Source organism: Streptomyces sp. NBC_01224 (assembly GCF_036002945.1).
Classification (GTDB): domain Bacteria; phylum Actinomycetota; class Actinomycetes; order Streptomycetales; family Streptomycetaceae; genus Streptomyces.
The window spans coordinates 4605589-4630410 of sequence record NZ_CP108529.1; the positions used below are offsets into that span (position 1 = coordinate 4605589).

General features: G+C 66.7%; 22 protein-coding genes and 1 pseudogene. 10 read left to right on the forward strand and 13 right to left on the reverse strand.

Going from position 1 to position 24822, the window contains the following annotated elements; genetic code table 11:
- Positions 1-32: 32 nt before the first annotated feature.
- The gene (locus tag OG609_RS20480; protein ID WP_327274133.1) at positions 33-1475 is read right to left on the reverse strand and encodes a CCA tRNA nucleotidyltransferase; all 1443 of its coding nucleotides are present in this window, start codon (positions 1473-1475) and stop codon (positions 33-35) included.
- Between the two features lie 183 nt (positions 1476-1658).
- Here OG609_RS20480 and OG609_RS20485 point away from each other — a divergent pair, with 183 nt between their 5' ends.
- From OG609_RS20485 to OG609_RS20495, 3 genes are all read left to right on the forward strand, one after another.
- Positions 1659-3944: a DUF6049 family protein gene (locus OG609_RS20485; protein WP_327274134.1), complete on the forward strand. Its 2286-nt coding sequence runs from the start codon at positions 1659-1661 to the stop codon at positions 3942-3944.
- A 49-nt stretch (positions 3945-3993) separates the two neighbouring features.
- Positions 3994-6153, forward strand: a complete 2160-nt coding sequence (murJ, locus tag OG609_RS20490) for a murein biosynthesis integral membrane protein MurJ (RefSeq protein ID WP_327274135.1) — start codon at positions 3994-3996, stop codon at positions 6151-6153.
- Positions 6154-6280: 127 nt separating this feature from the next.
- Positions 6281-7996 (forward strand): protein kinase family protein, encoded by a 1716-nt coding sequence (locus tag OG609_RS20495; RefSeq protein ID WP_327274136.1) that lies wholly within the window; start codon positions 6281-6283, stop codon positions 7994-7996.
- Between the two features lie 154 nt (positions 7997-8150).
- Here OG609_RS20495 and OG609_RS20500 read toward each other — a convergent pair.
- From OG609_RS20500 to OG609_RS20510, 3 genes and pseudogenes are all read right to left on the reverse strand, one after another.
- A pseudogene (locus tag OG609_RS20500) lies at positions 8151-8300 on the reverse strand (IS5/IS1182 family transposase); the annotation flags it as partial.
- Between the two features lie 564 nt (positions 8301-8864).
- Positions 8865-9407, reverse strand: a complete 543-nt coding sequence (locus tag OG609_RS20505; protein ID WP_327274137.1) for a transposase — start codon at positions 9405-9407, stop codon at positions 8865-8867.
- 232 nt (positions 9408-9639) lie between these two features.
- A complete protein-coding gene (locus tag OG609_RS20510) occupies positions 9640-9951 on the reverse strand; it encodes a transposase domain-containing protein (protein ID WP_327274138.1) in 312 nt (103 codons plus the stop codon).
- Between the two features lie 42 nt (positions 9952-9993).
- Between OG609_RS20510 and OG609_RS20515 the strand changes: the two genes are divergently transcribed.
- The 5 genes from OG609_RS20515 (at position 9994) to trxA (ending at position 13404) form a co-directional block, all read left to right on the forward strand.
- A complete protein-coding gene (locus OG609_RS20515; protein ID WP_327274139.1) occupies positions 9994-10122 on the forward strand; it encodes a hypothetical protein in 129 nt (42 codons plus the stop codon).
- 152 nt (positions 10123-10274) lie between these two features.
- Positions 10275-10979: an RNA polymerase sigma factor SigM gene (sigM, locus tag OG609_RS20520; RefSeq protein WP_327274140.1), complete on the forward strand. Its 705-nt coding sequence runs from the start codon at positions 10275-10277 to the stop codon at positions 10977-10979.
- Positions 10976-11932, forward strand: coding sequence for an anti-sigma factor family protein (locus OG609_RS20525; protein ID WP_327274141.1), 957 nt, complete (start codon positions 10976-10978; stop codon positions 11930-11932). The genes sigM and OG609_RS20525 overlap by 4 nt, the downstream gene beginning before the upstream one ends.
- A 133-nt stretch (positions 11933-12065) precedes the next feature.
- Positions 12066-13028, forward strand: a complete 963-nt coding sequence (gene trxB, locus OG609_RS20530; RefSeq protein ID WP_327274142.1) for a thioredoxin-disulfide reductase — start codon at positions 12066-12068, stop codon at positions 13026-13028.
- A 43-nt stretch (positions 13029-13071) separates the two neighbouring features.
- Positions 13072-13404, forward strand: coding sequence for a thioredoxin (gene trxA / locus OG609_RS20535; RefSeq protein WP_327274143.1), 333 nt, complete (start codon positions 13072-13074; stop codon positions 13402-13404).
- Between the two features lie 81 nt (positions 13405-13485).
- Here trxA and OG609_RS20540 read toward each other — a convergent pair whose 3' ends face one another.
- The 9 genes from OG609_RS20540 to rpmH all read right to left on the reverse strand — a co-directional run bounded on the left by OG609_RS20540 (position 13486) and on the right by rpmH (position 20373).
- Complete coding sequence (locus OG609_RS20540; protein WP_327274144.1) at positions 13486-14103, reverse strand: GNAT family N-acetyltransferase; 618 nt, start codon at positions 14101-14103, stop codon at positions 13486-13488.
- A gap of 302 nt (positions 14104-14405) precedes the next feature.
- Positions 14406-15506: a ParB/RepB/Spo0J family partition protein gene (locus tag OG609_RS20545; protein WP_327274145.1), complete on the reverse strand. Its 1101-nt coding sequence runs from the start codon at positions 15504-15506 to the stop codon at positions 14406-14408.
- Positions 15503-16579 (reverse strand): ParA family protein, encoded by a 1077-nt coding sequence (locus OG609_RS20550; protein WP_327278120.1) that lies wholly within the window; start codon positions 16577-16579, stop codon positions 15503-15505. Before OG609_RS20550 ends, OG609_RS20545 begins: the two co-directional genes overlap by 4 nt.
- Positions 16580-16870: 291 nt before the next feature.
- On the reverse strand, positions 16871-17587 hold the full coding sequence (gene rsmG / locus OG609_RS20555; protein ID WP_327274146.1) for a 16S rRNA (guanine(527)-N(7))-methyltransferase RsmG: 717 nt from the start codon (positions 17585-17587) through the stop codon (positions 16871-16873).
- A 109-nt stretch (positions 17588-17696) separates the two neighbouring features.
- On the reverse strand, positions 17697-18206 hold the full coding sequence (locus tag OG609_RS20560) for a Jag family protein (RefSeq protein ID WP_114245516.1): 510 nt from the start codon (positions 18204-18206) through the stop codon (positions 17697-17699).
- A gap of 14 nt (positions 18207-18220) precedes the next feature.
- Positions 18221-19486 (reverse strand): membrane protein insertase YidC, encoded by a 1266-nt coding sequence (yidC, locus tag OG609_RS20565; RefSeq protein WP_327274147.1) that lies wholly within the window; start codon positions 19484-19486, stop codon positions 18221-18223.
- Positions 19487-19489: 3 nt separating this feature from the next.
- Complete coding sequence (yidD, locus tag OG609_RS20570) at positions 19490-19849, reverse strand: membrane protein insertion efficiency factor YidD (protein WP_327274148.1); 360 nt, start codon at positions 19847-19849, stop codon at positions 19490-19492.
- The gene (gene rnpA, locus OG609_RS20575) at positions 19846-20217 is read right to left on the reverse strand and encodes a ribonuclease P protein component (protein ID WP_093895046.1); all 372 of its coding nucleotides are present in this window, start codon (positions 20215-20217) and stop codon (positions 19846-19848) included. The genes yidD and rnpA overlap by 4 nt, the downstream gene beginning before the upstream one ends.
- An 18-nt stretch (positions 20218-20235) precedes the next feature.
- Complete coding sequence (rpmH, locus tag OG609_RS20580; protein ID WP_327274149.1) at positions 20236-20373, reverse strand: 50S ribosomal protein L34; 138 nt, start codon at positions 20371-20373, stop codon at positions 20236-20238.
- Between the two features lie 380 nt (positions 20374-20753).
- On the opposite strand from rpmH, the gene dnaA reads away from it, so the two are divergent.
- Together dnaA and dnaN are read left to right on the forward strand one after the other, a co-directional pair.
- Complete coding sequence (gene dnaA / locus OG609_RS20585) at positions 20754-22556, forward strand: chromosomal replication initiator protein DnaA (RefSeq protein ID WP_327274150.1); 1803 nt, start codon at positions 20754-20756, stop codon at positions 22554-22556.
- 1026 nt (positions 22557-23582) lie between these two features.
- Positions 23583-24713 carry a DNA polymerase III subunit beta gene (gene dnaN, locus OG609_RS20590; RefSeq protein WP_093895044.1) on the forward strand — a complete coding sequence of 377 codons (1131 nt, stop codon included), beginning with the start codon at positions 23583-23585 and terminating at the stop codon, positions 24711-24713.
- Positions 24714-24822 lie beyond the last annotated feature (109 nt).

The window sequence follows — 24822 nt, forward strand, 5'->3', positions numbered from 1 at the left end:
CCTCACCTCTGCCGGCCGAGCCTCCAGCGGTCTCAGGTCTGCACCGCCCACCACTTCTTGAGCTTCTCGACCGCCACGTCATGCTCCATCGGCCCGTGCTCCAGCCGTAGCTCCAGCAGGAACGCGTAGGCCTTGCCGATAACCGGCCCAGGACCGACACCCAGGGTCTTCATGATCTCGTTGCCGTCGAGGTCGGGCCGGATGGCATCCAGCTCCTCCTGCTCCTGTAGCTGTGCAATGCGCTCCTCAAGCCCGTCATAGGTCCGTGAGAGGGCAGCAGCCTTGCGCTTGTTCCGCGTGGTGCAGTCCGAGCGGGTCAGCTTGTGCAGCCGCTCCAGCAGAGGTCCCGCATCACGCACATACCGGCGCACCGCGGAGTCGGTCCACTCGCCCTCACCGTAGCCATGGAAGCGCAGATGAAGCTCCACGAGCTTCGAGACGTCCTTGACCATGTCGTTGGAGTACTTGAGCGCGGCCATCCGCTTCTTGACCATCTTGGCGCCCACCACCTCGTGGTGATGGAACGAGACGCGTCCGTCCTTCTCGAAGCGCCGCGTCCTCGGCTTGCCGATGTCATGGAGGAGAGCGGCAAGGCGCAGAACCAGATCAGGCCCGTCCTCCTCCAGGTCGATCGCCTGCTCCAGGACGGTCAGCGAGTGCTCATAGACATCTTTGTGACGGTGATGCTCGTCACTTTCCAGACGCAGAGCGGGGAGCTCCGGCAGCACCTGCTGCGCCAGCCCCGTACCGACGAGCAGCGCCAGACCCTTGCGGGGGTTGACGGAGAGCAGCAGCTTGTTGAGCTCCTCCCTGACCCGCTCGGCGGAGACGATCTCGATGCGGCCGGCCATTTCCGTCATCGCCGTGACCACATCGGGGGCGACATCGAAGTCCAGCTGCGCGGCGAAGCGAGCAGCACGCAGCATGCGCAGCGGATCGTCGGAGAACGATTCCTCGGGGGTGCCGGGAGTGCGCAGTACACGCTCGGCCAGGTCCTCAAGACCGCCATGAGGATCGATGAAGTCCTTCTGCGGAAGAGCTACTGCCATCGCGTTGACCGTGAAGTCACGACGGACGAGGTCTTCCTCGATGGAATCGCCGTAGGACACCTCGGGCTTGCGCGAGGTCCTGTCGTACGCCTCCGACCTGTATGTGGTGACCTCGATCTGGTAGCCGTCCTTCTGGGCACCCACAGTGCCGAAGGCGATCCCGACCTCCCATACCGAGTCGGCCCACGGCCGGACGATCTTCAGTACGGCCTCGGGGCGGGCGTCGGTCGTGAAGTCCAGGTCGTTCCCGAGCCTGCCGAGAAGCGCATCCCGGACCGAGCCGCCGACCAGGGCGAGGCTGAATCCGGCATCCTGGAATCGGCGGGCGAGGTCGTCGGCGACCGGGGACACCCGCAGTAGTTCACTGACTGCGCGGTGCTGCACCTGGGTCAGGGCACGGGAGCTGTCTTCATTGGCGTTCGACACAACAGAAAAGGGTACGTGCCCGGACCGGCCCGGTCGTCCTGGTTTCGTCCCGCCCTGCGAGACTCTTCCGATCATGTAGCGGACTCCCCAGCACTTGGCACCCACGCACATCGTTACCATGCGGGGACGCAGCAACCGACAACCATCGACACCAGCTGACAACGACGAGGGACGGGTAGGCGCGTGGCCGAGGCGGCAGACATTCAGGGGATCGGTCCCTCTCCTGCCCGCCGGTGGCTGCGGCGCACAGCCTCCTTGATCATCGGGGCGCCGCTCGTCGCAGCTCTGCTGGCCGGACCGGCCGCACCCGCCGCACAGGCCGGCGGGACCGCCAAGGCCCCGACCGGCTCCGAAACAGTCAGTGTGTCCCTGAACACCGTCACTCCGAGCGCGCCGGTGAAGGGGGACACCCTGACCGTCTCCGGCACCGTGACCAACAGGGGCAAGGACACGATCACGCAGGCGAAGGTCGATCTGCGAGTCGGTCCGAGGCTCTTCAGCAGGACGTCGATCGACACCGCTGCCAAGCGCACCGGGTACGTCCCCGGCAGCGACCCCGCCCCGCTCGGCGGCAAGTACACGGTGAAGTTCGCGAAGCTCTCTTCCGGAATAAGCCAGGACTTCACGCTGTCCGTCCCGGTCGGCAAACTGGGGCTCGGCGACGACGGCGTCTACCAGCTCGGCGTCTCGCTGTCGGGGCAGACCTCCCGGGCCCCGTACGGGGTTCTGGGAATCCAGCGCACCTTCCTGCCCTGGCAGGAAGAGGAGCGTGACTCCAAGACGAAGGTCACCTATCTCTGGCCGCTCATCGCATCGCCCCATGTCACTGCAGAGACCGGCTCCGACGATCAGCAGACGCCTGTGTTCGCGGACGACGACCTGGCCGCCGAACTCGCTCCGGGCGGACGCCTCGAACAGTTGGTCTCGCTGGGCAGCCAGCTGTCCGTGACATGGGTCATCGACCCGGATCTGCTGGCCAGCGTCGATGCGATGGCGAGGAATTACCGCGTCAAGTCCGGTGACACCACTGTCGCCGGGAAGAACCAGGCCGTCGCCAAGAAGTGGCTCACCTCGCTGGAGGCCGCGGTCTCGGACGGCAAGGTCATCGCGCTGCCGTTCGCCGACCCTGATCTGGCGTCCATCGCACACCGCGGCAAGAACGTGTCGGGCACCCTCAGCCACCTGCAGACCGCCACGGAGGTGGCCGGGACAACGGTGCAGACCATCCTTCATGTGAAGCCGTCGACCGACTTCGCCTGGCCCGTCGACGGAGCGATCGACCCGTCGATCGTCGACGTCGCCACCTCGGCCGGCGCCCACAACGTGATCGCCCGCAGCGACAGCCTTCAGGAGACCGGCGGCCTGTCGTACACGCCCACCGCGGCCCGGCCGATCGGTGGCGGCACGACCGCGGTGGTCTCCGACGCCCGGCTCTCCACGGCCTTCCAGGGCGATATGTCGAAGGCGGGGAACTCCACCCTCGCCGTGCAGAAATTCCTCGCTCTGACCCTCGCTCTGACCCAGCAGGACACCGAAGCGGAGCGGAGCATCGTCGTCGCACCGCAGCGGATGCCGACTGTCGCCCAGGCCCAGTCGATGGCCGACGCCCTGCACGCCCTCGACGACGAACGCTGGACAGAACCCCTCGGGCTCGTGGACGCGGCCGAGGCGAAGCCCGACACGGACGCGACGACCAGCGTCCCCGGATCGTCCCAGTACCCGAAGAGGCTCCGCAGCCAGGAGCTGCCCACCCAGGCGTTCCAGGACATCAAGTCCACCCAGGTCTCGCTCAACAACTTCCAGGTCATCCTCACCCATCCCGAGCGGGTGGTGACTCCCTTCGGCAACGCGGTCAACCGCTCCATGTCGACGTCATGGCGTGGCAAGCCGCTGGAGGCCCAGCAGTACCGGGACTCGGTACGCACCTATCTGCAGGGCCTCATCAACGAGGTCCAGCTCATCTCGAAGTCGGACGTCACCCTGTCCGGCCGCAGCGCCACAATCCCGGTGACCGTGCAGAACAGACTGTTGCAGGGCGTGGACCATCTGGTCCTCCGGCTCAAGTCGGAGAACGCGACCCGGCTCAAGCTGAACAACGGCGGGGCCGTGGCTGAGCAGCCGATCCGGATCGCCGGTGGCCACAGCCAGTCCGTGAAATTCGACGCCGCGGCCAACGTCAATGGCCAAGTGCAGATGACCGCACAGCTCTACACCGAGGACGGCACACCGTACGGCGGAGAGATGACCTTCACCGTGAAGGTCTCCGAGCTCACCCCGACCGTGCTGCTGGTGATCGCCGGTGGGCTGCTCCTTCTGGTCCTCGCGGGCATCAGGATGTACACCCACCGCAAGCGCGCCAACGCGGGCGGGGACAACGGCGGCGAACCCGAGCAGCCGAGTGACCCGGCCCCGGACACCGGTCCGGAAAACGGGGAGCCGTCGGGCTCGGGTGAGAAAGTGGAACGTTGAGCGATGTCTGTCGTGGCCTGTCGGCCGGGGACGATGAGGTGGGGTTTCGATGAACGCGCCGTACGACGGTGACCGCGGTCAGGGGGCGGACGGAGCCGGGTCTTCCGGCGGGCCCCCGATGCCGCCCGGACCGGGCCAGGTTCCTCCGACGCCCGATCCATACCTGCAGACCGCGTACGACCACGATCCCTACCGGTCCCAGGATCTGTCCGTCCAGGACCCGGTGACCGAGGCGCTGTACGACCGCGCCGCGCACCCGCCGCCACCCCCTGGCACCTACCAGCAGCCCCAGCCGCTCTACCAGCAGCCGCCCGCGGCGCAGTACGCACCTGATCCGCGTATCTGGGCGCAGACCCCGCCGCCCGAGCCCGACGGCCCGTCGCGATACCTGCCGTACGGCGACGACCCGGCGACCACCCAGTTCGTCGGGGTGGACGATCTCGTCAGCCAGGCGTCCCAGGGCCACGAGCAGCCGGATGCCTTCGCGCACCTGTTCCGGGACCAGGAAGGCCCGGCAGGATCCTCCCCCGCTCCCGCGGAACCCGAACCGGCCCCGGCGCCCGCACCGCCCAAGTCCGGCGGCCGGGCCTCCGGCCTGCTGAAGTCCAGTGCGGTGATGGCGGCCGGCACGCTCGTATCCCGGCTCACCGGATTCGTCCGCAGCCTCGTGATCACCGCCGCGCTCGGTGCGGCACTGCTCGGCGACAGCTTCACCATCGCGTACACACTGCCGACGATGATCTATATCCTCACCGTCGGTGGCGGGCTGAACTCGGTCTTCGTTCCCCAGCTCGTGCGATCCATGAAGGACGACGAGGACGGCGGCGAGGCCTACGCCAACCGGCTGCTGACTCTCGTGATGGTCGCGCTCGGTGTGATCGTCGCGCTCGCGGTGTTCGCCGCTCCGTGGCTGATCCACATGATGTCGCCCACGATCGCCAGGGACACGGCCGCCAACAGCGTCGCCGTGACCTTCGCCCGCTACTGCCTGCCGACCATCTTCTTCATGGGCGTGCATGTCGTGATGGGCCAGATCCTCAACGCCCGCGGCAGGTTCGGCGCGATGATGTGGACCCCGGTCCTCAACAACATCGTCATGATCTTCACGTTCGGCATGTTCATCTGGGTCTACGGCACCTCCGCCGAATCCCAGATGGGGGTTCAGACCATCCCGCCGGAGGGCGTCCGGCTGCTGGGCATCGGCACGCTGCTCGGTCTGGTCGTCCAGGCCCTGGCCATGGTCCCGTATCTGCGTGAGGCCGGCTTCCGTTTCCGCCCGCGCTTCGACTGGAAGGGACATGGGCTCGGCAAGACGGTCAAGCTGGCCAAGTGGACCGTCCTGTTCGTCCTGGCCAATCAGGCGGGTGTGATCGTCGTCACTCAGCTCGCGACCTCGGCGGGCAAACTGTCCGGCAAGGACGGCACAGGCTTCCTCGCGTACTCCAACGCCCAGCTCATCTGGGGCATGCCGCAGGCGATCATCACCGTGTCGGTCATGGCGGCCCTGCTGCCCCGCATCTCCCGCGCCGCCCACGACGACGACCCGGGCGCTGTCCGCGACGACATCTCTCAGGGACTGCGGAACTCGGCCGTGGCGATCGTGCCGGTGGCCTTCATGTTCCTTGCCCTCGGCCTGCCGATGTGCACCCTCTTGTACGCCTCCGCAGGCACTGAAGCCGCCCGCTCCATGGGCTTCATCCTCATGGCATTCGGTCTCGGCCTGATCCCGTACTCCGTGCAGTACGTGGTGCTGCGAGGCTTCTACGCCTACGAGGACACCCGGACGCCCTTCTACAACACGGTCATCGTCGCCGCGGTCAACGCGGCCGCCTCGGCCCTCTGCTACGTGGTTCTGCCGGCCCAGTGGGCCGTGGTCGGCATGGCTGCCTCGTACGGACTCGCCTACGCCGTCGGCGTGGGCATCGCCTGGCGGCGGCTGCGCAACCGACTGGGCGGCGATCTGGACGGCGCCCACGTCGTACGCACCTATGCCCGTCTGTGCCTGGCCGCCATCCCGGCAGCGGTACTCGGAGGCGGCGTCGGCTTCGCTGTTCTCCTGGGCCTCGGCGAAGGCGCCTTCGGGTCACTCGTCGCGCTGATCTGCGGTGGGGCCGTTCTGCTGGGCGTCTTCTTCGTCGCCGCCAAACGGATGCGGATCGAAGAGATCAACGGCATGGTCGGCATGGTCCGCGGGCGGCTCGGGCGCTGAGGATCACCGGCCGCACAACCATCACCGCCCTTTGCGTGTCGTGCATAGCGCCGGAGTGTGGGCACAATTGGCGTGACTGTGCAGAGCTGGCTGGCATCGCGCAACGGATGGGGAGGCAGGAACGACGGTGGCGGAACGTAGCACGGCTGCCGTCGACGTGGCCGACAACAGCGGTGATGAACCGCTGGCCGCCAAGGCGGACGAGGCCACGACCGACGGGACGGCAGAAGCTCAGGACACAACGGGCACAAAGCCGCAGGACACGGACGGTGAGCGCATCAGTATCGAGGCCACCCTGCCGACCCCGGATCTGCACAGCGGGCACAAACTCGCCAGACGCTACCGGCTCGAAGAGTGCGTCACCCGTCTGGACGGATTCAGCAGCTGGCGCGCTGTCGACGAGAAACTGCGCCGCGCGGTGGGCGTGCATCTGCTCCCCGCCGACCACCCCCGAGCCCGCTCCGTGCTGGCCGCAGCCCGCTCCTCCGCTCTGCTCGGCGACCCGCGCTTCGTGCAGGTACTCGACGCGGTGGAGGAGGACGACCTCGTCTATGTCGTCCATGAATGGCTTCCCGACGCCACCGAGCTCACTTCTCTGCTGGCCGCAGGGCCGATGGACGCGCACGACGCGTACCAGCTCGTCAGCCAGGTTTCCCAGGCCATGGCAGCCGCACATCGAGAAGGTCTCGCACATCTGAGGCTGACCCCGGGCGCGGTGCTGCGGAGCTCGACCGGGCAGTACCGGATCCGCGGCCTCGCGGTGAACGCCGCCCTGCGGGGCATCACCAGCGACGGCCCGCAGCGCGCGGACACCGAGGCCATCGGCGCCCTGCTCTATGCCGCCCTGACCCAGCGCTGGCCGTACGAGACCGATGCCTACGGCCTGTCCGGGCTTCCCAAGGGAGTGGGGCTGATCGCCCCCGACCAGGTTCGGGCCGGTGTTCACCGCGGTCTTTCCGAGCTCGCCATGCGCGCACTCGCCAACGACGGTGCCACTGCCTCCCGGCAGGAGCAGCCGTGCACCACCCCGGACGAGCTGGCCAAGGCCGTTGCCGCGACGCCCCGCATCCGCCCTCCGGAGCCCGCCTTCACAGCGCCTCCCGAGTACCAGCGCACGACCTACCAGCAGGGTTCGTACGGGCGTCCGCCGACCGGTCCCATCGCCGCACCGCCCACGGTCGTCGTGCCCCCGGCACCGCTCCAGAGCCGCACCGGCAAGGCCCTCAAGTGGGCCGTTTCCGCATTGCTGATCGCGGCCCTGGGCCTCGGCAGCTGGCAGCTCGCCGAGACGCTGCTCGACAACGACCCGAGTGACCCCGGCAGCACACAGACCAACCCGAAAAACGGTGACGACGGCAAGAAGGAGCCCACGGGCCAACTGCTCACGGTCAAGGACGCGGTCGAGTACTTTCCGGATGGAAAGGCACAGCACCCCGACGACGTCCACCTGACGTATGACGGCGACAGCGCGACGTACTGGCGGTCCAAGAGCTTCATAGACGGCCCCAAATTGGCTCCCTTCAAACAGGGCGTCGGCATCGTGTATGAACTCCATTCTGCTCAGTTCATTTCGTCAGCCTCCGTAGGACTTCAATTCGGTGGCGATCACACCACCGCCTCGCTCTACGCGGCCGACTCTCTCAACTCATCAACGCCGCTCACGTCGATGAAGAAAATCGCAACGACCGAGACGATCGGCACAGAAGCGAAACTGCAAACGAAGAGCCCGGTAAAGACCCGGTTCGTTCTCGTATGGATTACCGACATGCCGAAGTCACCCGCCGATCGCTACAGTGGAGCAGGCTACAAACAAGCCATCACCGATGTTAAATTCATGGGCTGACTACCTGCTCGCGGGTCATCACCCCTGTTCACCGATGCCGCACATTCTCCATAAACTCAAACCTCGAGCGGGCAACGCCACAATCGCCTCAGCCCCCAGAAACACACGGTGTCGCCATAACTCATCCGCAAGAGATGATCTACCTCGGAGAAACGAGCAAAACGCATCCCAGGGCGTTCTCCGAGAGACCGGAGGCGGTAACGGTCACAGCGAAGATGAGGCCGATCGTGTCGGTGAGGATGCCCCGCTTCCTGCCGACGATCTTCTTCCCGGCGTCTGCTCCCTGGCTGGCCAGGGGCACGTTGAGTCGGTCCAGACCGATGCGCTCGCCGGGGAAGCCGCGACAAGGGCGCTGGCAACGGCCGATATCGCTACTGAAGCAGTGACAAGTGCCTTACGGACAAGAAGCATTGACTGCCCATTTCAAGATCGTTTTCGGCGCTCATCAGCGTACACCCGAGTGTGGACAGGCCCCATGATGCCGTCCCGTTTCCATGCTCGTACCCGCGTCCACCCCGGGTGAGCGAACGCGGGGAGGTGTGTCAGAGCGGCCGAAGGGAGCGGTCTTGAAAACGTCGTTGCGGCGGCGTCACTGTTTAGCCTCAATACCAGTGACTTAAGGGATCGGGTCCCAGCTTCGTGGGACCTTCGTTGGTGGGTTGATTAAGGCTCTGCGCCAGTGCGGGGCGATGGCGACGACCTTGGCCGGGCTCCGGGCGGGTTGAGGAGGGTATCGGTGTTCGTCGCTTTTGACGCCGAAGCCGGACATCTTGCGTTTGATGGCGCGGGGGTTGAAGCGTCTGCGGCGGGCGGGCAGCAGGTGTCGGGTATCTCCTGCAGGCTTTCGGCGAGGGCTGTGGCCAGGCGGTCAGGGGGAAGAGGCCGCCTGCGCGGTGACCTGGCGGCGGGCGAGGCGGAGGCTGCGGGTGAAAAAGATCCGGTCGGCGTCGAGTTGGGCGGCGTCCGCGGTGTCGTGCATCAGGCTGCGAATGGTGTAGTGGACCAGCAGGTGGCCCCAGACTTCCTGCTCGACGCCGTCGGGCGAGCGGGAGCGCAGGACCTGGGCGGGACCGCGCTGGTGGGTCTTCAGCTCGTCCAGCGTGGTCTCGATCTCCCACCGCTCGTGGTAGAGGGCGGCCTCGGGGTCGAGGTTCGTGGTGATCAGCTGGTAGGGGACATCCTGTTCGGGAAAGCCTGTGCCGTGAAGTGTGTACTCGACGACCCGCACGGGCGTGGGGTCGGCGCGCTTACGGTCCTTCGCGACGACGATCTCCAACAAGTAAGAGCTGTCGGGAAGTTCCTCGCGCGCCGGCAGGGTCTGATGCGAGCGAATCCGCCACAGCAGGTCCGCGCCGCCGGCCGAGCCCGCCCGCCACAGCTCCACCCCGGTGAACCCACGGTTGACCAGCAACAGATCCCCCTCGCCGAGATGACCGAACAGCCCACGAGCCAGGGCCGGTTCGGAGGACGACAGCGGCCCCAGGGCGGCGGTGATGGCGTGGGTGCCACACTCGGGCCAGCGCCACCATCCGCACCTGCGGATACGCGCACCGCTCGGTGCGACGGGTCTTCGGCCGCCCGAAGTGCGCGGCGTTCTGCTCGCTGCACGGCACATCGAAGACCGTGCCGTCGATCGCCACCAGCTACCACCGCCCATACCGGGCACCTCGGGTCTCCTCGGTCGCCAACGGCCGGGCAACCTCGGCGAACAGCGCCTTCAAAGGCTCCGGCTCCAGCTTCACCCGCGCCCGCGAGATCGCCGCCGTACTCGGCACCTGCCACGAGCCCGACCAGCGCTTCGCCCAGGTCAGACCCTGCATGAGCAGCCGCGCGACCTCCTCATGGTCCTGCCCCGAGAACAGGCACATCGCCAGCACGAAATAGACCACCACCCGCGGCGCCAGCAGCCGAGTGCGCAGGCCAGAACGGCCGCACTCAGCGACCACCCGGTCCACCAGCTCGGGCGAAAACGTGCCTGTCAGCAGTCAGTTGGTATTGTGTTCAGCCTCGGTATCGGCACCGACTTCCACACCCACAACCTCGACCCGGGCCGCAAGAGCCGCGACCTCGCCCGCCGACTCAAGGCCCTCGGCCACGGCGTCACCCTCATCCCGGCAGCCGCCTGACAGCACACGCCACCGGGGGCTACTTGGCCATGCCCACCTGACCATGGAGTTTTCCGATCAGGGGCACTTTCCGCTTTCCTGATCAAGCCTTGGACGACCCACTTCGCGAAAGCCCGAGGTTAAGGTTACTTTTAGGCATTTAGGGGTATCGCGTGGTTGCTGAATCCTTAAAACCCGACTCTAGCGACTCAGACCTCCTCGCTCGCCATGTGGCCGGTGAACCGGACGCCTTCGGTGAGCTCGTACGGCGCCACCGCGACCGGCTGTGGGCCGTGGCGATACGGACCCTGGGGGACCGCGAGGAGGCCGCGGACGCCGTCCAGGACGCCCTTGTCTCCGCCTTCCGGGCAGCCCACACCTTCCGCGGTCAGTCCGCCGTCACCACCTGGCTGCACCGCATCACGGTCAACGCCTGCCTCGACCGGGTCCGCAAGGCGGCCAGCCGCAGGACCGCGCCGATCGATGACACCGAACGGTTCGAGCAGCTCTTGGAACCGCATGAATCCGCGGAGGCACCGGCAGAGCGCCAGGACCTGCACCGCGAGCTCCTGGCCGCGCTCGCCACCCTGCCCGCCGCGCAGCGGGCCGCACTCGTCCTCGTGGACATGCAGGGCTACCCAGTGGCCGAGGCAGCATGCATCCTCGATGTACCGACAGGCACCGTGAAGAGCCGCTGCGCGCGGGGGCGGGCCCGGCTGGCGCCGCTGCTCACTCATCTGCGCAGCGAGGTCGCGGGAGCCGACGAGACGGCCACAAGGAACCGGACGCCGCGTACATCCGTCCCACCAGCATCGGGGCCGAGAGATGCGGGCACAAGCGATCCCGCTTCAGTGAAGGGCGGAGGTGGGCGCACATGACATCAACGGCCGACACGACCCAGCATCCGGATGTCACGGAGATCTCCGACCTGACGGAGGAGCTGCTCCCACCATCACGGGCGACAGAGGTACGCGACCATGTGGACGGCTGCGAACTCTGCCGTGAGGTCCATGCCTCTCTCATGGAGATCCGCGAGCTGCTCGGCACCGTGCCCACGCCGCAGCGCATGCCGGACGACATCGCGGACCGCATCGACGCCGCACTCGCCGTTGAAGCGGCTCTCGGCGCCACGCCGACATCCGGCTCGCTGCATGTTTCACGTGAAACAGAGCCGCCCGCAGCGGAGAAGCCGAAGGCAGAGCCCAGCCCCTCGGGCCGTCCCGCAGGGCACCCCCGGGCGACCACCGGCCCCGGCCGCCGGCCGCTCGGACGCCGCCGTCGCACAGCCGTGCTCGGGGCCGCTCTCGGCGCGGCCGTGGTCGGTGTGAGCGTCTTCCTGCTGCAGAACGTCCAGCCGTCCCAGAATTCGGGGAGCCTCAAGGCAGCGGACCGCAGTTCCAGCGCCGGGGAGAACGGCGGAGGAACGTTCTCGGAGTCCACGCTTGAGGACCGGGTACACGCGCTTCTTCTGAGCACCGGCTCGAAGCCGTCGAAGTCGGCGGACGGCGTGGGGGCCGAGGAGCAGACGCCGTCCACCGGGGCGCAATCGACGCCCAAGAGCGCCTCCGCCGGATCCGAGTCGCCCCAGACTCCGTTGCGCGCACCCACCGTGCCCGTCCCGCCCTGCGTGGAGCAGGGCACCGGACGTGATACTGCCGCCCTCGCCGTGGAGGAAGGCACCTACGAGGGCGCGGATGCCTTCCTCGTCGTCCTGCCGCACCCCTCCGACACGACCCGCGTCCAGGCGTATGTCGTCGACGCGTCCTGCGTCCAGGAAAAGCCCGCCGCCAAGGGGAAGCTACTGCTGACCCGCGCCTACTCGCGCCCCTGAGAATCGCGCCGGACGCCGCCCCGGCACGTCGGGAATGCATCCCCCGTAGGATCCGTTGGGTGGGGTGAGAGTCGTTGAACCGACCCCAGTAGGCGTGGACAGTAGGCAGTCTGCAGAGACGAGGAAGAAACCCGTGAGCGACGTCCGTAATGTGATCATCATCGGCTCCGGCCCTGCGGGCTACACGGCCGCCCTTTACACCGCACGCGCCTCACTGAAGCCGCTGGTGTTCGAGGGCGCCGTCACCGCGGGCGGCGCGCTGATGAACACCACCGACGTGGAGAACTTCCCGGGCTTCCAGGACGGGATCATGGGCCCGGAGCTCATGGACAACATGCGCGCCCAGGCCGAACGCTTCGGCGCCGAGCTCGTCCCCGACGATGTCATCTCCGTGGACCTCACCGGGGACATCAAGACGGTCATCGACACGGCCGGCACGGTGCACCGGGCCAAAGCCGTCATCGTGACGACCGGCTCCCAGCACCGCAAGCTCGGCCTGCCCAACGAGGACGCCCTCTCCGGGCGCGGCGTTTCCTGGTGCGCCACCTGTGATGGCTTCTTCTTCAAGGACCAGGACATCGCCGTGGTCGGCGGCGGCGACACCGCGATGGAGGAGGCGACCTTCCTCTCCCGCTTCGCGAAGTCGGTCACCATCGTCCACCGCCGCGACTCGCTGCGTGCCTCCAAGGCCATGCAGGACCGCGCCTTCGCCGACCCGAAGATCAAGTTCGCCTGGGACAGCGAGGTTGCCGGAGTGCACGGGGAGCAGAAGCTGTCCGGCCTGACCCTTCGGAACACCAAGACCGGCGAGACGTCCGAGCTCGCGGTGACCGGCCTGTTCATCGCGGTGGGCCACGACCCGCGCACCGAACTCTTCAAGGGTCAGCTCGACCTCGACGAGGAGGGCTACCTCAAGGTCGAAGCTCCCTCGACGCGCACCAACCTCACCGGTGTCTTCGGCGCCGGTGACGTCGTCGACCACACCTACCGGCAGGCCATCACCGCTGCCGGCACGGGTTGCTCGGCCGCTCTCGACGCCGAGCGCTTCCTCGCCGCGCTCGCCGACGACGAGAAGGCCGCTGCGGCCACCGTCTGATCCACGCCTCACCCCCACACCCCAAGTAGTTAAGGAGGTCGCCGTGGCCGGCGCCCTGAAGAACGTGACCGACGACTCCTTCGACGAGGTCGTCCTGAAGAGCGACAAGCCTGTGCTGGTGGACTTCTGGGCAGCGTGGTGCGGTCCGTGCCGCCAGATCGCGCCGTCCTTGGAGGCCATCGCTGCTGAGCACGGCGACCAGATCGAGATCGTCAAGCTCAATATCGACGAGAACCCGGACACGGCCGCCAAGTACGGCGTCATGTCCATCCCGACCCTGAACGTCTACCAGGGTGGCGAGGTCGCCAAGACCATCGTCGGCGCCAAGCCGAAGGCCGCTATCCTCCGCGACCTCGAAAGCTTCATCGGCGAGTAGGACCGTGGTTCGCTGTTTCACGTGAAACGGGTCCATCCCCTCGGGGGATGGACCCGTTTCACGTTGTCATGGGTTCTCGGATCAAAGAGGCCGCAGCGCCGGCTCCTTCTGGACGGCACCCAGCAACCGGTCCAGCGCCAGCTCGACGTCCTCCTTCCAGGAAAGCGTCGTACGCAGTTCCAGTCTCAGCCGCGGATGAACGGGATGCGGCCGTACAGTCTTGAAGCCGACCGCGAGGAGATGATCTGCCGGAAGCACACAGGCAGCCTCCTTCCACCGGGCGTCGCCGAAAGCCTCGATCGCCCTGAATCCCCGACGCAGCAAGTCCTTGGCGACGGTCTGCACCATGACTCGGCCCAGGCCCTGTCCCTGGTACGCCGGCACGATCCGGGCAGTCATCAACTGCACGGCATCGGGGGAGACGGGGCTCGTCGGAAAAGCCGTCGAGCGCGGCACGTAGGCAGGCGGCGCATAGAGAACAAAGCCCGCCGGCACATCGTCGACATAGACAACGCGGCCGCACGATCCCCACTCCAGCAGAACGGCCGAGATCCATGCCTCTTTCTCCAGCTCGGGCGTTCCCGCCTTTACTGCAGCTTCCCCACTGACCGGATCAAGCTCCCAGAAGACACACGAGCGGCAACGCCTGGGGAGATCGGAAAGGTTGTCCAGTGTGAGCGGTACGAGCCGACGCCCCATGAAGGCTGTTCCTCGCTTCCTTCGCCCGCCGCACCGCGTGCGGCAGTCAGTGCACTCCGTTCAAGGAGCAGGCTGCCGAGGAATCCTCCGACAGCCCCCAGGCCCAGCCCCACTGTCACCAGTCGGCTGCGGCTCACTGATCGCATGGCCCTCCCTCCGCCGAGGTGACTCAAGCCGGATGTGCCATACCAGAACGCATCGTATCCACCCAGAGATGAAGCCGACACCGAGAGAAAGCAAAGGGCGGGCTGTATTCCGGTATCCCCCGGAACACAGCCCGCCCCCAGTCCATCGGGCAGAGGTCAGCTCTCGTCGCCCTCGGCAGGATCCTCAGAGGAGGCCCCATCCAGCACGCGCCCCTCACCCGGTGCCAGGCTGCCGAGAATGCGGTCCAGATCCTCCATCGATGCGAACTCGACGACGATCTTTCCCTTCTTCTGGCCGAGGTCGACCTTCACCCTGGTCTCGAAGCGGTCCGAGAGCCGGGAAGCGAGATCGGACAGCGCAGGCGACACCCGGCCACCGGCCCGCGGCCCCTTGGCCTTGGCAGTGCTCGTGGGAGTGGATCCCATGAGGGTCACAATCTCTTCGACCGCACGCACCGACAGCCCCTCGGCCACAATGCGATGCGCCAACCTGTCCTGCTCCTCCGAGTCGTCCACGGACAGCAGCGCCCGTGCATGACCGGCCGACAGCACCCCGGCCGCGACCCTCCGTTGGACCGGAGGCGACAGCCTCAGCAGTCGCAGCGTGTTGGACACCTGGGGGCGGGAACGCCCGATCCGGTCAGCCAGCTGATCATGCGTGCACTTGAAGTCCTTGAGCAGCTGGTCGTACGCGGCTGCCTCCTCCAACGGGTTCAGCTGAGCCCGGTGCAGGTTCTCCAGGAGCGCGTCCAGGAGAAGCTTCTCGTCGTCCGTGGCCCGGACAATGGCGGGGATCCGCTCCAGACCGGCCTCACGGCAGGCCCTCCAGCGCCGCTCGCCCATGATGAGCTCGTAGCGCTCTGGACCCATCTTCCGCACCACGACGGGCTGGAGAAGGCCCACCTCCTTGATGGAGGTCACCAACTCGGCAAGCGCGTCCTCGTCGAATACCTCACGGGGCTGACGAGGATTCGGGGTGATGGAGCCGAGAAGAACCTCGGCAAAGTACGCTCCTGCGGCTCCCGCAGATTCTGCCGCTGCCTCGGTCTCCGAAACCGGCGCACTCGGCTCCGGCACAACCGGAGCCGGCGCGAGCGTGGCCACCTTCGCAGCGGCCACCCCCCGCTCTGCCGTCATGACAGGACCCGCCCCAGAAGAGACCGAGCCCACACCCGTGGACGGCACCTGCTTCTCCTGCGGAGCGGCGGGGATCAGGGCACCTAGCCCACGCCCCAACCCTCTTCGACGCTCACTCACTGGATCCCCTCCGAAATGCTCTGCTGACTGTTCCCACTGCCCGTGTGGGCCTGCTGGGCCTCGTACTGCACCCCGACACCCCGCAGGGCGATCTCACGCGCCGCTTCGAGGTACGACAGCGACCCACTCGAACCTGGGTCGTAGGTAAGCACGGTCTGCCCATAGCTCGGTGCCTCCGAAATCCGCACCGACCGCGGAATGCTCGTCCGCAGCACTTCCTTACCGAAGTGGCTGCGTACCTCCTCCGCGACCTGCGAAGCGAGCCTGGTCCTGCCGTCGTACATGGTGAGCAGGATCGTCGACACATGAAGATCGGGGTTGAGATGCCCCCGTACCAGGTCTACATTGCGCAGCAGCTGCCCCAGCCCTTCCAGTGCGTAGTACTCACACTGGATAGGGATCAGCACCTCGGCACCGGCAACCATGGCATTGACCGTCAGTAGACCGAGCGAAGGCGGGCAGTCGATCAGGATGTAGTCCAGCGGCTGCTCATATCCCTGGATCGCCCGCTGCAGTCGGCTCTCCCGCGCCACCAGCGACACCAGCTCGATCTCCGCACCGGCGAGATCGATAGTGGCGGGGGCGCAGAAGAGGCCTTCAACGTCCGGAACAGGCTGAACCACCTCGGAGAGCGGCCTGCTCTCCACCAGGACGTCATAGATGGAGGGGACTTCGGCATGGTGATCGATACCCAGAGCCGTGGAGGCGTTCCCCTGCGGGTCAAGGTCGACCACCAGAACACGTGCGCCGTGAAGCGCGAGCGAGGCGGCAAGATTGACCGTCGTGGTCGTCTTGCCCACCCCACCCTTCTGGTTGGCCACCACCATGACGCGCGTCCGGTCAGGACGGGGCAGGCCCTCACCGGCGCGGCCAAGGGCCTCGACCGCCAGCTGGGCCGCGCGACCGATGGGTGTGTCATCCATCGGCGGCGGTGTTTCACGTGAAACACCCTCCCCCGACGATTCGGCTCGGGGACCGGGGACCGGATCGGTCATCGGTCCCGCGATGTTGGCGTCGGACCGCAAGGATTCACTCTCCTCGACTTCAGGCTCACAATGAGCAGAGCCTGCCATGCTTTCGGGGTCGTGAACCAGCGAGGCCCGCTCTTCTGTGGATGAATCCACTTCTGTGGACAACTCCGTAGCCCTAACGGGCCTGCGGTGCCGCGGTGCGGCAGCCGCGCGACCGCGGCTGATGATCCCATGCAGCAGAGAGCGACGTTTCACGTGAAACACGATGCCCCTGCAGCCTAGCTACAGGGGCACGACACTCCGCGTGGGGTATGTATGGCCGCTTGTCGGGAGCATCGCCGACAGGCAACCAAACTGTATGCAACGGTCAATTTCGCAGCGTGACCAGACGCGTCAGCGACGACGCCTCGTGCGGCTCGTCCTCGCTGCCTTGGCCCTCTTTGCGGCGAACCTCACACCGCCCGGGCTCTCCCCGACCACCACACGCACCACCGTGGACATCGGATCGACAACGCCCTCTCCGACGTGCAACACCTCGGTCTCCACCACACCGAGCTTACTCAAGGCCGCACGGGCGCCGACGATCTCCTCTTCAGCGGTATCCCCCTTGAGCGCCAGCATCTCTCCGTATGGACGCAGTAGCGGAACTCCCCAGCCGGCCAGTCGATCGAGCGGCGCCACAGCCCGAGCTGTCACAACGTGAACTGGCTGAAGCGTCCCCAGAACCTCCTCGGCCCGACCACGTACAACCGTCACATGGTTCAGGCCCAGCAGCTCGACGACTTCCTGGAGGAAATTCGTCCGCCGGAGCAAGGGCTCCAGCAAGGTGATCTTAAGATCCGGACGCACCAGCGCCAGCGGGATACCCGGAAGCCCCGCACCGGAGCCCACATCGCAGACCGTGACGCCCTCAGGCACGACCTCGGAGAGCACCGCGCAGTTCAGCAGATGCCGCTCCCACAGCCGCGGCACCTCACGCGGACCGATCAGCCCCCGCTTCACCCCGGCATCCGCCAGCAGTTCCGCGTATCGGACAGCCTCTGGGAAGAACTCACCGAAAACTGCCCGCGCCCCTTCGGGCGCCTGGGGAAGCTCTACTTCCGCCGTCACGGGAACCGTCCTTCCATACCGCACTACCGCACTGTGGGTGGCTGACTATCAGGCTGACAAAGATCGGCCCCGCCTGCGAACAGACGGGGCCGGCAGAACAAGGTTCCGGTCAGGCCGGGAGAACGACGACGAAGCGCTGCGGCTCCTCGCCCTCGGACTCGCTGCGCAGACCAGCGGCCGCGACCGCATCGTGCACAACCTTGCGCTCGAACGGCGTCATCGGGTCCAGCTTCACCGGCTCACCGGTGCTCTTGACCTCGTCCGCGGCCTTGGCACCCAGCTCGGCGAGCTCAGCCCGCTTCTTGGCCCGGAAGCCCGCGATGTCCAGCATCAGCCGACTCCGGTCACCGGTCTCCCGGTGCACAGCAAGCCGCGTCAGCTCCTGGAGCGCCTCCAGCACCTCACCGTCGCGGCCCACGAGCTTCTGCAGATCACGTGCCGAGTCGCTGATGATCGAGACCGCGGCCCGGTCCGCCTCGACGTCCATGTCGATGTCGCCGTCGAGATCGGCGATGTCGAGCAGGCCCTCGAGGTAGTCCGCTGCGATCTCGCCCTCCTGCTCAAGGCGGGTCAAGGTGTCGCTGCCCTCAGCGGCCGTGGAGGTGGTGCCTTCCGTCACGGATGGACTCCTTCTTACTTCTTGGACGGGTGCTTGGGCCGCTGCGGGCCCTTGCGCTGTCCGGACTTGGCTTGGCGTGAGGAGCCGGACGCGGGCTTGCCCGCCGGCTTGGGCTTGTCGTCCTGCGATGCGTCCGGCTTCTCCAGGGAGGTCTTGGATCCCGACTCGGTGGAGTCGCTGTCCTTGGCCCCCGTCTGCTGGGCGGCACCGGTCTGACGCTGGGCCTTGGTCTGGCGCTTGGGCTGCTGACGCCGCTGCGCGGCTCCGCTCTCGGACTCGGCAAGGGCCGTATCGCTCTTGATCACCGTGCCGTCCTCCTGGGCGGCGAAGCCCAGCTTGGCCAGTCCCGTGATGAACTTCCGCTCGATGTCATTGCGATCCGAGCCCTTGGACACGATCCGCTTGACCGTATTGCGCTTGGTCCTGCCGCGAACCTCACCGTGAGCGGTGACGCTCTTCAGCAGACGTCCCAGGTAGTGGTCCTGCGCCTTGCTGCCCGGGGTCGGGTTCTGGTTGATCACGTACATCTGCTGACCCATGGTCCAGACGTTGGTGGTCAGCCAGTAGACGAGGACACCGACGGGGAAGTTGATGCCCATGACAGCGAAGATCAGCGGGAAGATGTACATCAGCATCTTCTGCTGCTGCATGTACGGCGTCTTGACCGTCAGGTCGACGTTCTTCGTCATCAGCTGGCGCTGGGTGAAGAACTGCGACGCCGACATCATCACGATCATGACCGCGGTGACGACCCGGACGTCGAGCAGAGAAGCACCGAGAGCGCTGACGTCCGACGCGCTGTCCATGAACTTGGCAGCGAGCGGAGCACCGAAGATGTGTGCCTTACGGGCGCTGTCGAGCAGCGGCTGGTCGATGACACCGATCGTCTTGCCCGAGGCGATGGCCGAGAGCACGTGATACAGGGCGAAGAAGAACGGCGACTGCGCCAGGATGGGAAGGCACGAGGAGAGCGGGTTGGTGCCCGTCTCCTTGTACAGCTTCATCATCTCTTCGGACTGACGCTGCTTGTCGCTCTTGTAGCGCTCCTGGATCGCCTTCATCTTCGGCTGGAGCACCTGCATGTTCCGGGTCGACTTGATCTGCTTAACGAAAAGCGGGATCAGGCAGATCCGGATCAGCACCACCAGGGACACGATGGACAGGCCCCAGGCCCAGCCCGTGTCATCGCCGAAGATCGCTCCGTACAACTTGTGGAACTGGACGATGACCCAGGAAACAGGCCAGGTGATAAAGCTGAACAGACTGGCAATCGTGTCCACTAATCAGGCTCCTTGAGCTTTGGGCGAAGTCTCTGCGGCCGGGCTCGGGGGTTCGGAAACCGACCCCCCGGGAGGCACATCAGCGGCGGAGTCCCCGCCCTTGCTGCCGCGCATGGCATTACGCAGCAGTTCGTGCCAACGCGGGCGTTTGCGTGGCGGGACGTGATCCACGCCGCCGGGTGACCACGGATTGCATCGCAGGATGCGCCAGGCCGTCAGCGCAGTTCCCTTGATCGCTCCGTGCCGGTCGATCGCCGTATATCCATAGTGGGAACACGACGGGTAGTAACGGCAGACAGGCCCGAGAAGTGGGCTGATCGTCCACTGATACAGCTTGATAAGAGCCAGCAGCGGGTACTTCATCGCGCGCCCCCTCCCAGCAGCCGCTGCAGAGCGGCGTCCAGGTCTCGGGCCAGCTGTTCATGGTCGGCGTCGCCCGCTCCGGGCAGCGCTCGTACGACAACCAGGCTACCGGGGGGCAGCAGGGCCAGTCGCTCGCGGACCAGATGGCGAAGCCTGCGCTTCACCGCTGTGCGTACAACCGCTCCACCCACAGCTTTGCTGACAACGAAACCCGCACGCGGCGGGGGAGCGTTCTCCCCAGTCACGTGCGGGTCCGTTGCACCGCTGCGTAGATGAACGACGAGTAGCGGGCGGCCGGCCCGGCGTCCTCGACGTACTGCGGTCGCGAAGTCCTCGCGCCGCCTCAGCCGATTCTCGGTAGGCAGCACGTCATGACCTGTAAGCGATCAGGCGGACAGGTTGGTGCGACCCTTGCCACGGCGGGACGCGAGGATCGCGCGGCCGGCACGGGTGCGCATACGCAGCCGGAAGCCGTGGGTCTTCGCGCGACGACGGTTGTTCGGCTGGAAGGTGCGCTTGCTCACTCGGGGGCTCCAGAAATGACTCGTGTGTTGGCGGGACATCGCCTGGCTGTCACCGTGCGCCCACGAGAGACTCGCGTAAACGCCCTAGTGCACCGCTTCACAATCACAGATCGTGATCTTTGCCCATCGGAGGCAGGCGGCAGCAGCCATCGACAACTCGACCTGGTCACGGTACGCGCGGCTACGCCATCCGGTCAAACCGGCTCCACAACACCCCCCACTGTGCACAGCCTGTGGACAACGACTTGAACCACGCGGTCGGCCTGACTACCGTGGCTGAACCCCGGTTCTTTTTCTTCCTGCCTGCCGGTCCTCACCCATCCCGACCCATCCCGTCCCGAGAACCACACATTCGTGGGACCAGCGAGAGAGCGTGCCTTGTGGCTGATGTACCTGCCGATCTTGCCGCAGTGTGGCCACGAGTGCTGGAGCAACTCCTCGGGGAGGGCCAGCAGGGCATCGAGCCGAAGGACAAGCAGTGGATCGAGCGCTGCCAGCCGCTCGCACTGGTCGCCGACACGGCGCTGCTCGCCGTTCCCAATGAATGGGGCAAGCGAGTCCTGGAAGGCCGGCTCGCGCCGCTCATCAGCGAGACGCTGAGCCGCGAGTGCGGCCGCCCGATCCGCATCGCGATCACCGTCGACGACTCCGCGGGTGAACCTCCGAGCCCGCCCGCGCCTCCGATGCACCAGTCCCAGCAGCCTCAGCAGCACCGCTACCAGGGACCGCAGCACGACGAGCGTCAGCACAACGACGCATACGACGGGTACGGACACCGGCCCTCCGACGACGGCATGCCGACCGCCAGGCCCGCCTACCCCGACTACCAGCAGCAGCGCCCCGACCCCGGTGCGTGGCCGCGCACCCAGGAGGACCTCTCCTGGCAGCAGCCCCGGCTCGGCGGATTCCAGGACCGCGACACCTCGGCGGAACAGTGGCGCGAGCCGTACGCCGGCGGCCGCCCCCCGCAGCCGCAGCACGACTACCGGTCGCAGCCGCCCGAGCGTCAGAGTTACGAGCAACAGCGCTCCGAGCGCCACGACATGCAGGCCCCCCAGCACCGCCAGGGCGGCGCCGGCACCGGACGGCCCGGCGGCGCCACCGGGCCGACGGGCGCGCAGCCCGCTCCCACGCCCGGCCCCGGCGAGCCGGCGGCCCGGCTGAATCCGAAGTACCTCTTCGACACCTTCGTCATCGGTGCGTCCAACCGATTTGCGCACGCCGCAGCGGTCGCCGTCGCCGAAGCACCCGCCAAGGCCTACAACCCGCTCTTCATCTATGGGGAGTCCGGACTCGGCAAGACCCACCTGCTGCACGCCATCGGGCACTACGCCCGCAGTCTCTACCCGGGCACCAGGGTGCGGTACGTGAGCTCCGAGGAGTTCACCAACGAGTTCATCAACTCGATCCGCGACGGCAAGGGCGACACCTTCCGCAAGCGCTACCGCGATGTGGACATCCTGCTGGTCGACGACATCCAGTTCCTGGCGAGCAAGGAGTCGACGCAGGAGGAGTTCTTCCACACCTTCAATACGCTCCACAACGCCAACAAGCAGATCGTGCTTTCCTCGGACCGGCCGCCCAAGCAGCTGGTGACCCTGGAAGACCGGTTGCGGAACCGTTTCGAGTGGGGTCTGACCACCGATGTGCAGCCGCCGGAGCTGGAGACGCGGATCGCGATCCTCCGCAAGAAGGCGGTGCAGGAGCAGCTCAACGCCCCGCCGGAGGTACTGGAGTTCATCGCCTCCCGCATCTCCCGGAACATCAGGGAGCTGGAGGGGGCGCTGATCCGGGTCACGGCCTTCGCCAGTCTCAACCGCCAGCCGGTGGACCTCGGGCTGACCGAGCATGTGCTGAAGGATCTGATCCCGGGTGGCGAGGACTCGGCTCCGGAGATCACGGCAACGGCCATCATGGCGGCGACCGCGGACTACTTCGGTCTGACGGTCGACGATCTCTGTGGAACCTCGCGCAGCCGTGTGCTGGTGACGGCCCGGCAGATCGCCATGTACCTCTGCCGGGAGCTGACCGACCTCTCGCTGCCCAAGATCGGAGCGCAGTTCGGTGGCCGCGACCATACGACGGTGATGCACGCGGACCGGAAGATCCGCGCGCTGATGGCGGAGCGACGCTCCATCTACAACCAGGTCACCGAGCTCACCAACCGCATCAAGAACGGCTGACGGACCACCGGCACACGCTCTCTGTACGCGCCGAAAGGGCGCCTGGGGAACCCTCGCAGGGTTCCCCAGGCGCCCTTCTGCGTTGCCCAAGGCTTGCCCGAAGTCCTTCCAGAGGGCGTCCCAGAGGGTTTCCAGCTGCCGCTCCCGGGCTCTCTCGAAACCGTCCAGCCCCTCCTGAAGCCTTCCCCGAGCCCTTCCAGAGCCTCGACGGCCCCCTCCGGGCCCGGCCTCTGAGGCTCCGATGCAGTCGCGGTGTTCGAATACCCGGCGCCGGCCGTCCGTTCTCCACAGATCTGGGGAGATTTTCCCCTCCACAGGCTGGGGATCCGGAAGTTGTCCATATTGCTTCCACAGGGGCCACTGCCGATACTCCATCAGGCCAGGTCAAGGGGCTGGGGATTTGTGGTCAACAATGATCCACAGCCTGTGGACAAAATATTCGTCCACAGGGAGCCGATGATGTTGTCCACCGGCTGCCCACAGCACGGGCCGCGTTGTCCCCAGCTTCCTCGGGCTTCTCCACACCCCTGTCCACTGTTCGGCAACGCAACACCGCCTTTCACCGCGCCGAGTGAAAGGCGTCACACCAAGAGGGTCGGTTGGGCTGTGGGGAACGTGGGTAAAGCTGGGGACAGCCCTGGGGAGAAACCCCCCTGTCCTGTGCATCGGGTGTGCAGAACTTTCGTGTGTCCACAGAAACACCGGGTTGTCCACCGGTGCCACCCACAGGGTCGGTGGACAAAAAACCCGGCTTGACCTGCGGAAACGACGTTATCCACGGTTTCCACAGGCCCTACTACTACTGCCACCTAGAGTTAGCCCGGAATCCGCTTCGAAGTGGGGCCTGTGCACAACTCCGCGCCGGAGCTCTCCGAACCTCTTGTCGCGACTTGACCCCGAGCAGCACCGAGTGTCGGTGCCGTACGTCAGACTGGTCCCCGGCGTCCTCCCGCTGTCACCGGTGGGAGACCCGATCAGACGACGAAGGCCAGCAGGGCGAGCGAGCAACAGCAGGAGGCGGTTCCGGTGAAGATCCGGGTGGAGCGCGATGTACTCGCGGAGGCTGTGGCCTGGGTGGCCCGTAGCCTCCCGGCCCGTCCGCCGGCGCCCGTTCTTGCGGGCCTTCTGCTGAAGGCTGAGGACGGCGTCCTCAGCTTCTCCAGCTTCGACTACGAGGTCTCGGCCCGGGTCTCGGTGGACGCCGAGGTCGAGGAGGACGGCACGGTGCTGGTCTCCGGCCGACTGCTCGCCGACATCTGCCGCGCCCTTCCCAACCGCCCGGTGGAGATTTCCACAGACGGTGTACGAGCCACCGTGGTCTGCGGCTCCTCGCGATTCACACTCCACACCCTTCCTGTGGAGGAGTACCCGGCACTGCCGGAGATGCCGACCGCGACCGGTACGGTCCCGGGTGAGGTCTTCGCCTCGGCCGCCGCCCAGGTCGCCATCGCCGCGGGCCGTGACGACACGCTGCCGGTCCTGACCGGTGTGCGGATCGAGATCGAGGGCGAGACCGTCACCCTGGCCTCCACCGACCGTTACCGCTTTGCGGTCCGCGAGTTCCTCTGGAAGCCGGAAAACCCGGATGCCTCGGCTGTCGCCCTGGTGCCCGCCAAGACGCTGCTGGACACCGCCAAGGCTCTGACCAGCGGTGACACGGTGACTCTGGCGCTGTCCGGCTCGGGTGCGGGTGAGGGCCTGATCGGTTTCGAGGGCGCGGGCCGCCGTACGACCACGCGACTGCTCGAAGGCGATCTGCCGAAGTACCGGACGCTGTTCCCCACCGAGTTCAACTCGGTCGCGGTCATCGAGACCGCTCCGTTCGTCGAGGCCGTCAAGCGTGTGGCTCTCGTCGCCGAGCGGAACACTCCGGTGCGGCTCAGCTTCGAGCAGGGTGTGCTGATCCTGGAGGCGGGTTCCAGTGACGATGCACAGGCCGTGGAGCGGGTCGACGCGGTGCTGGAGGGTGACGACATCTCGATCGCCTTCAACCCGACCTTCCTGCTGGACGGGCTGAGCGCGATCGACTCCCCGGTCGCCCAGCTCTCGTTCACGACGTCCACCAAGCCTGCGCTGCTCAGCGGCCGTCCGGCCGTGGATGCCGAGGCGGATGACGCGTACAAGTACCTGATCATGCCGGTCCGCCTTTCCGGTTGATCCGGCCATTGGTCCTGCAACGGCAGCTCCCGACGGGCACGCTCAGCGCCGAGCATGCCCGTCGGTCTGTCCTCTGCCGGGCGTAGGCTCGGCCTTGGGTACGAATCGG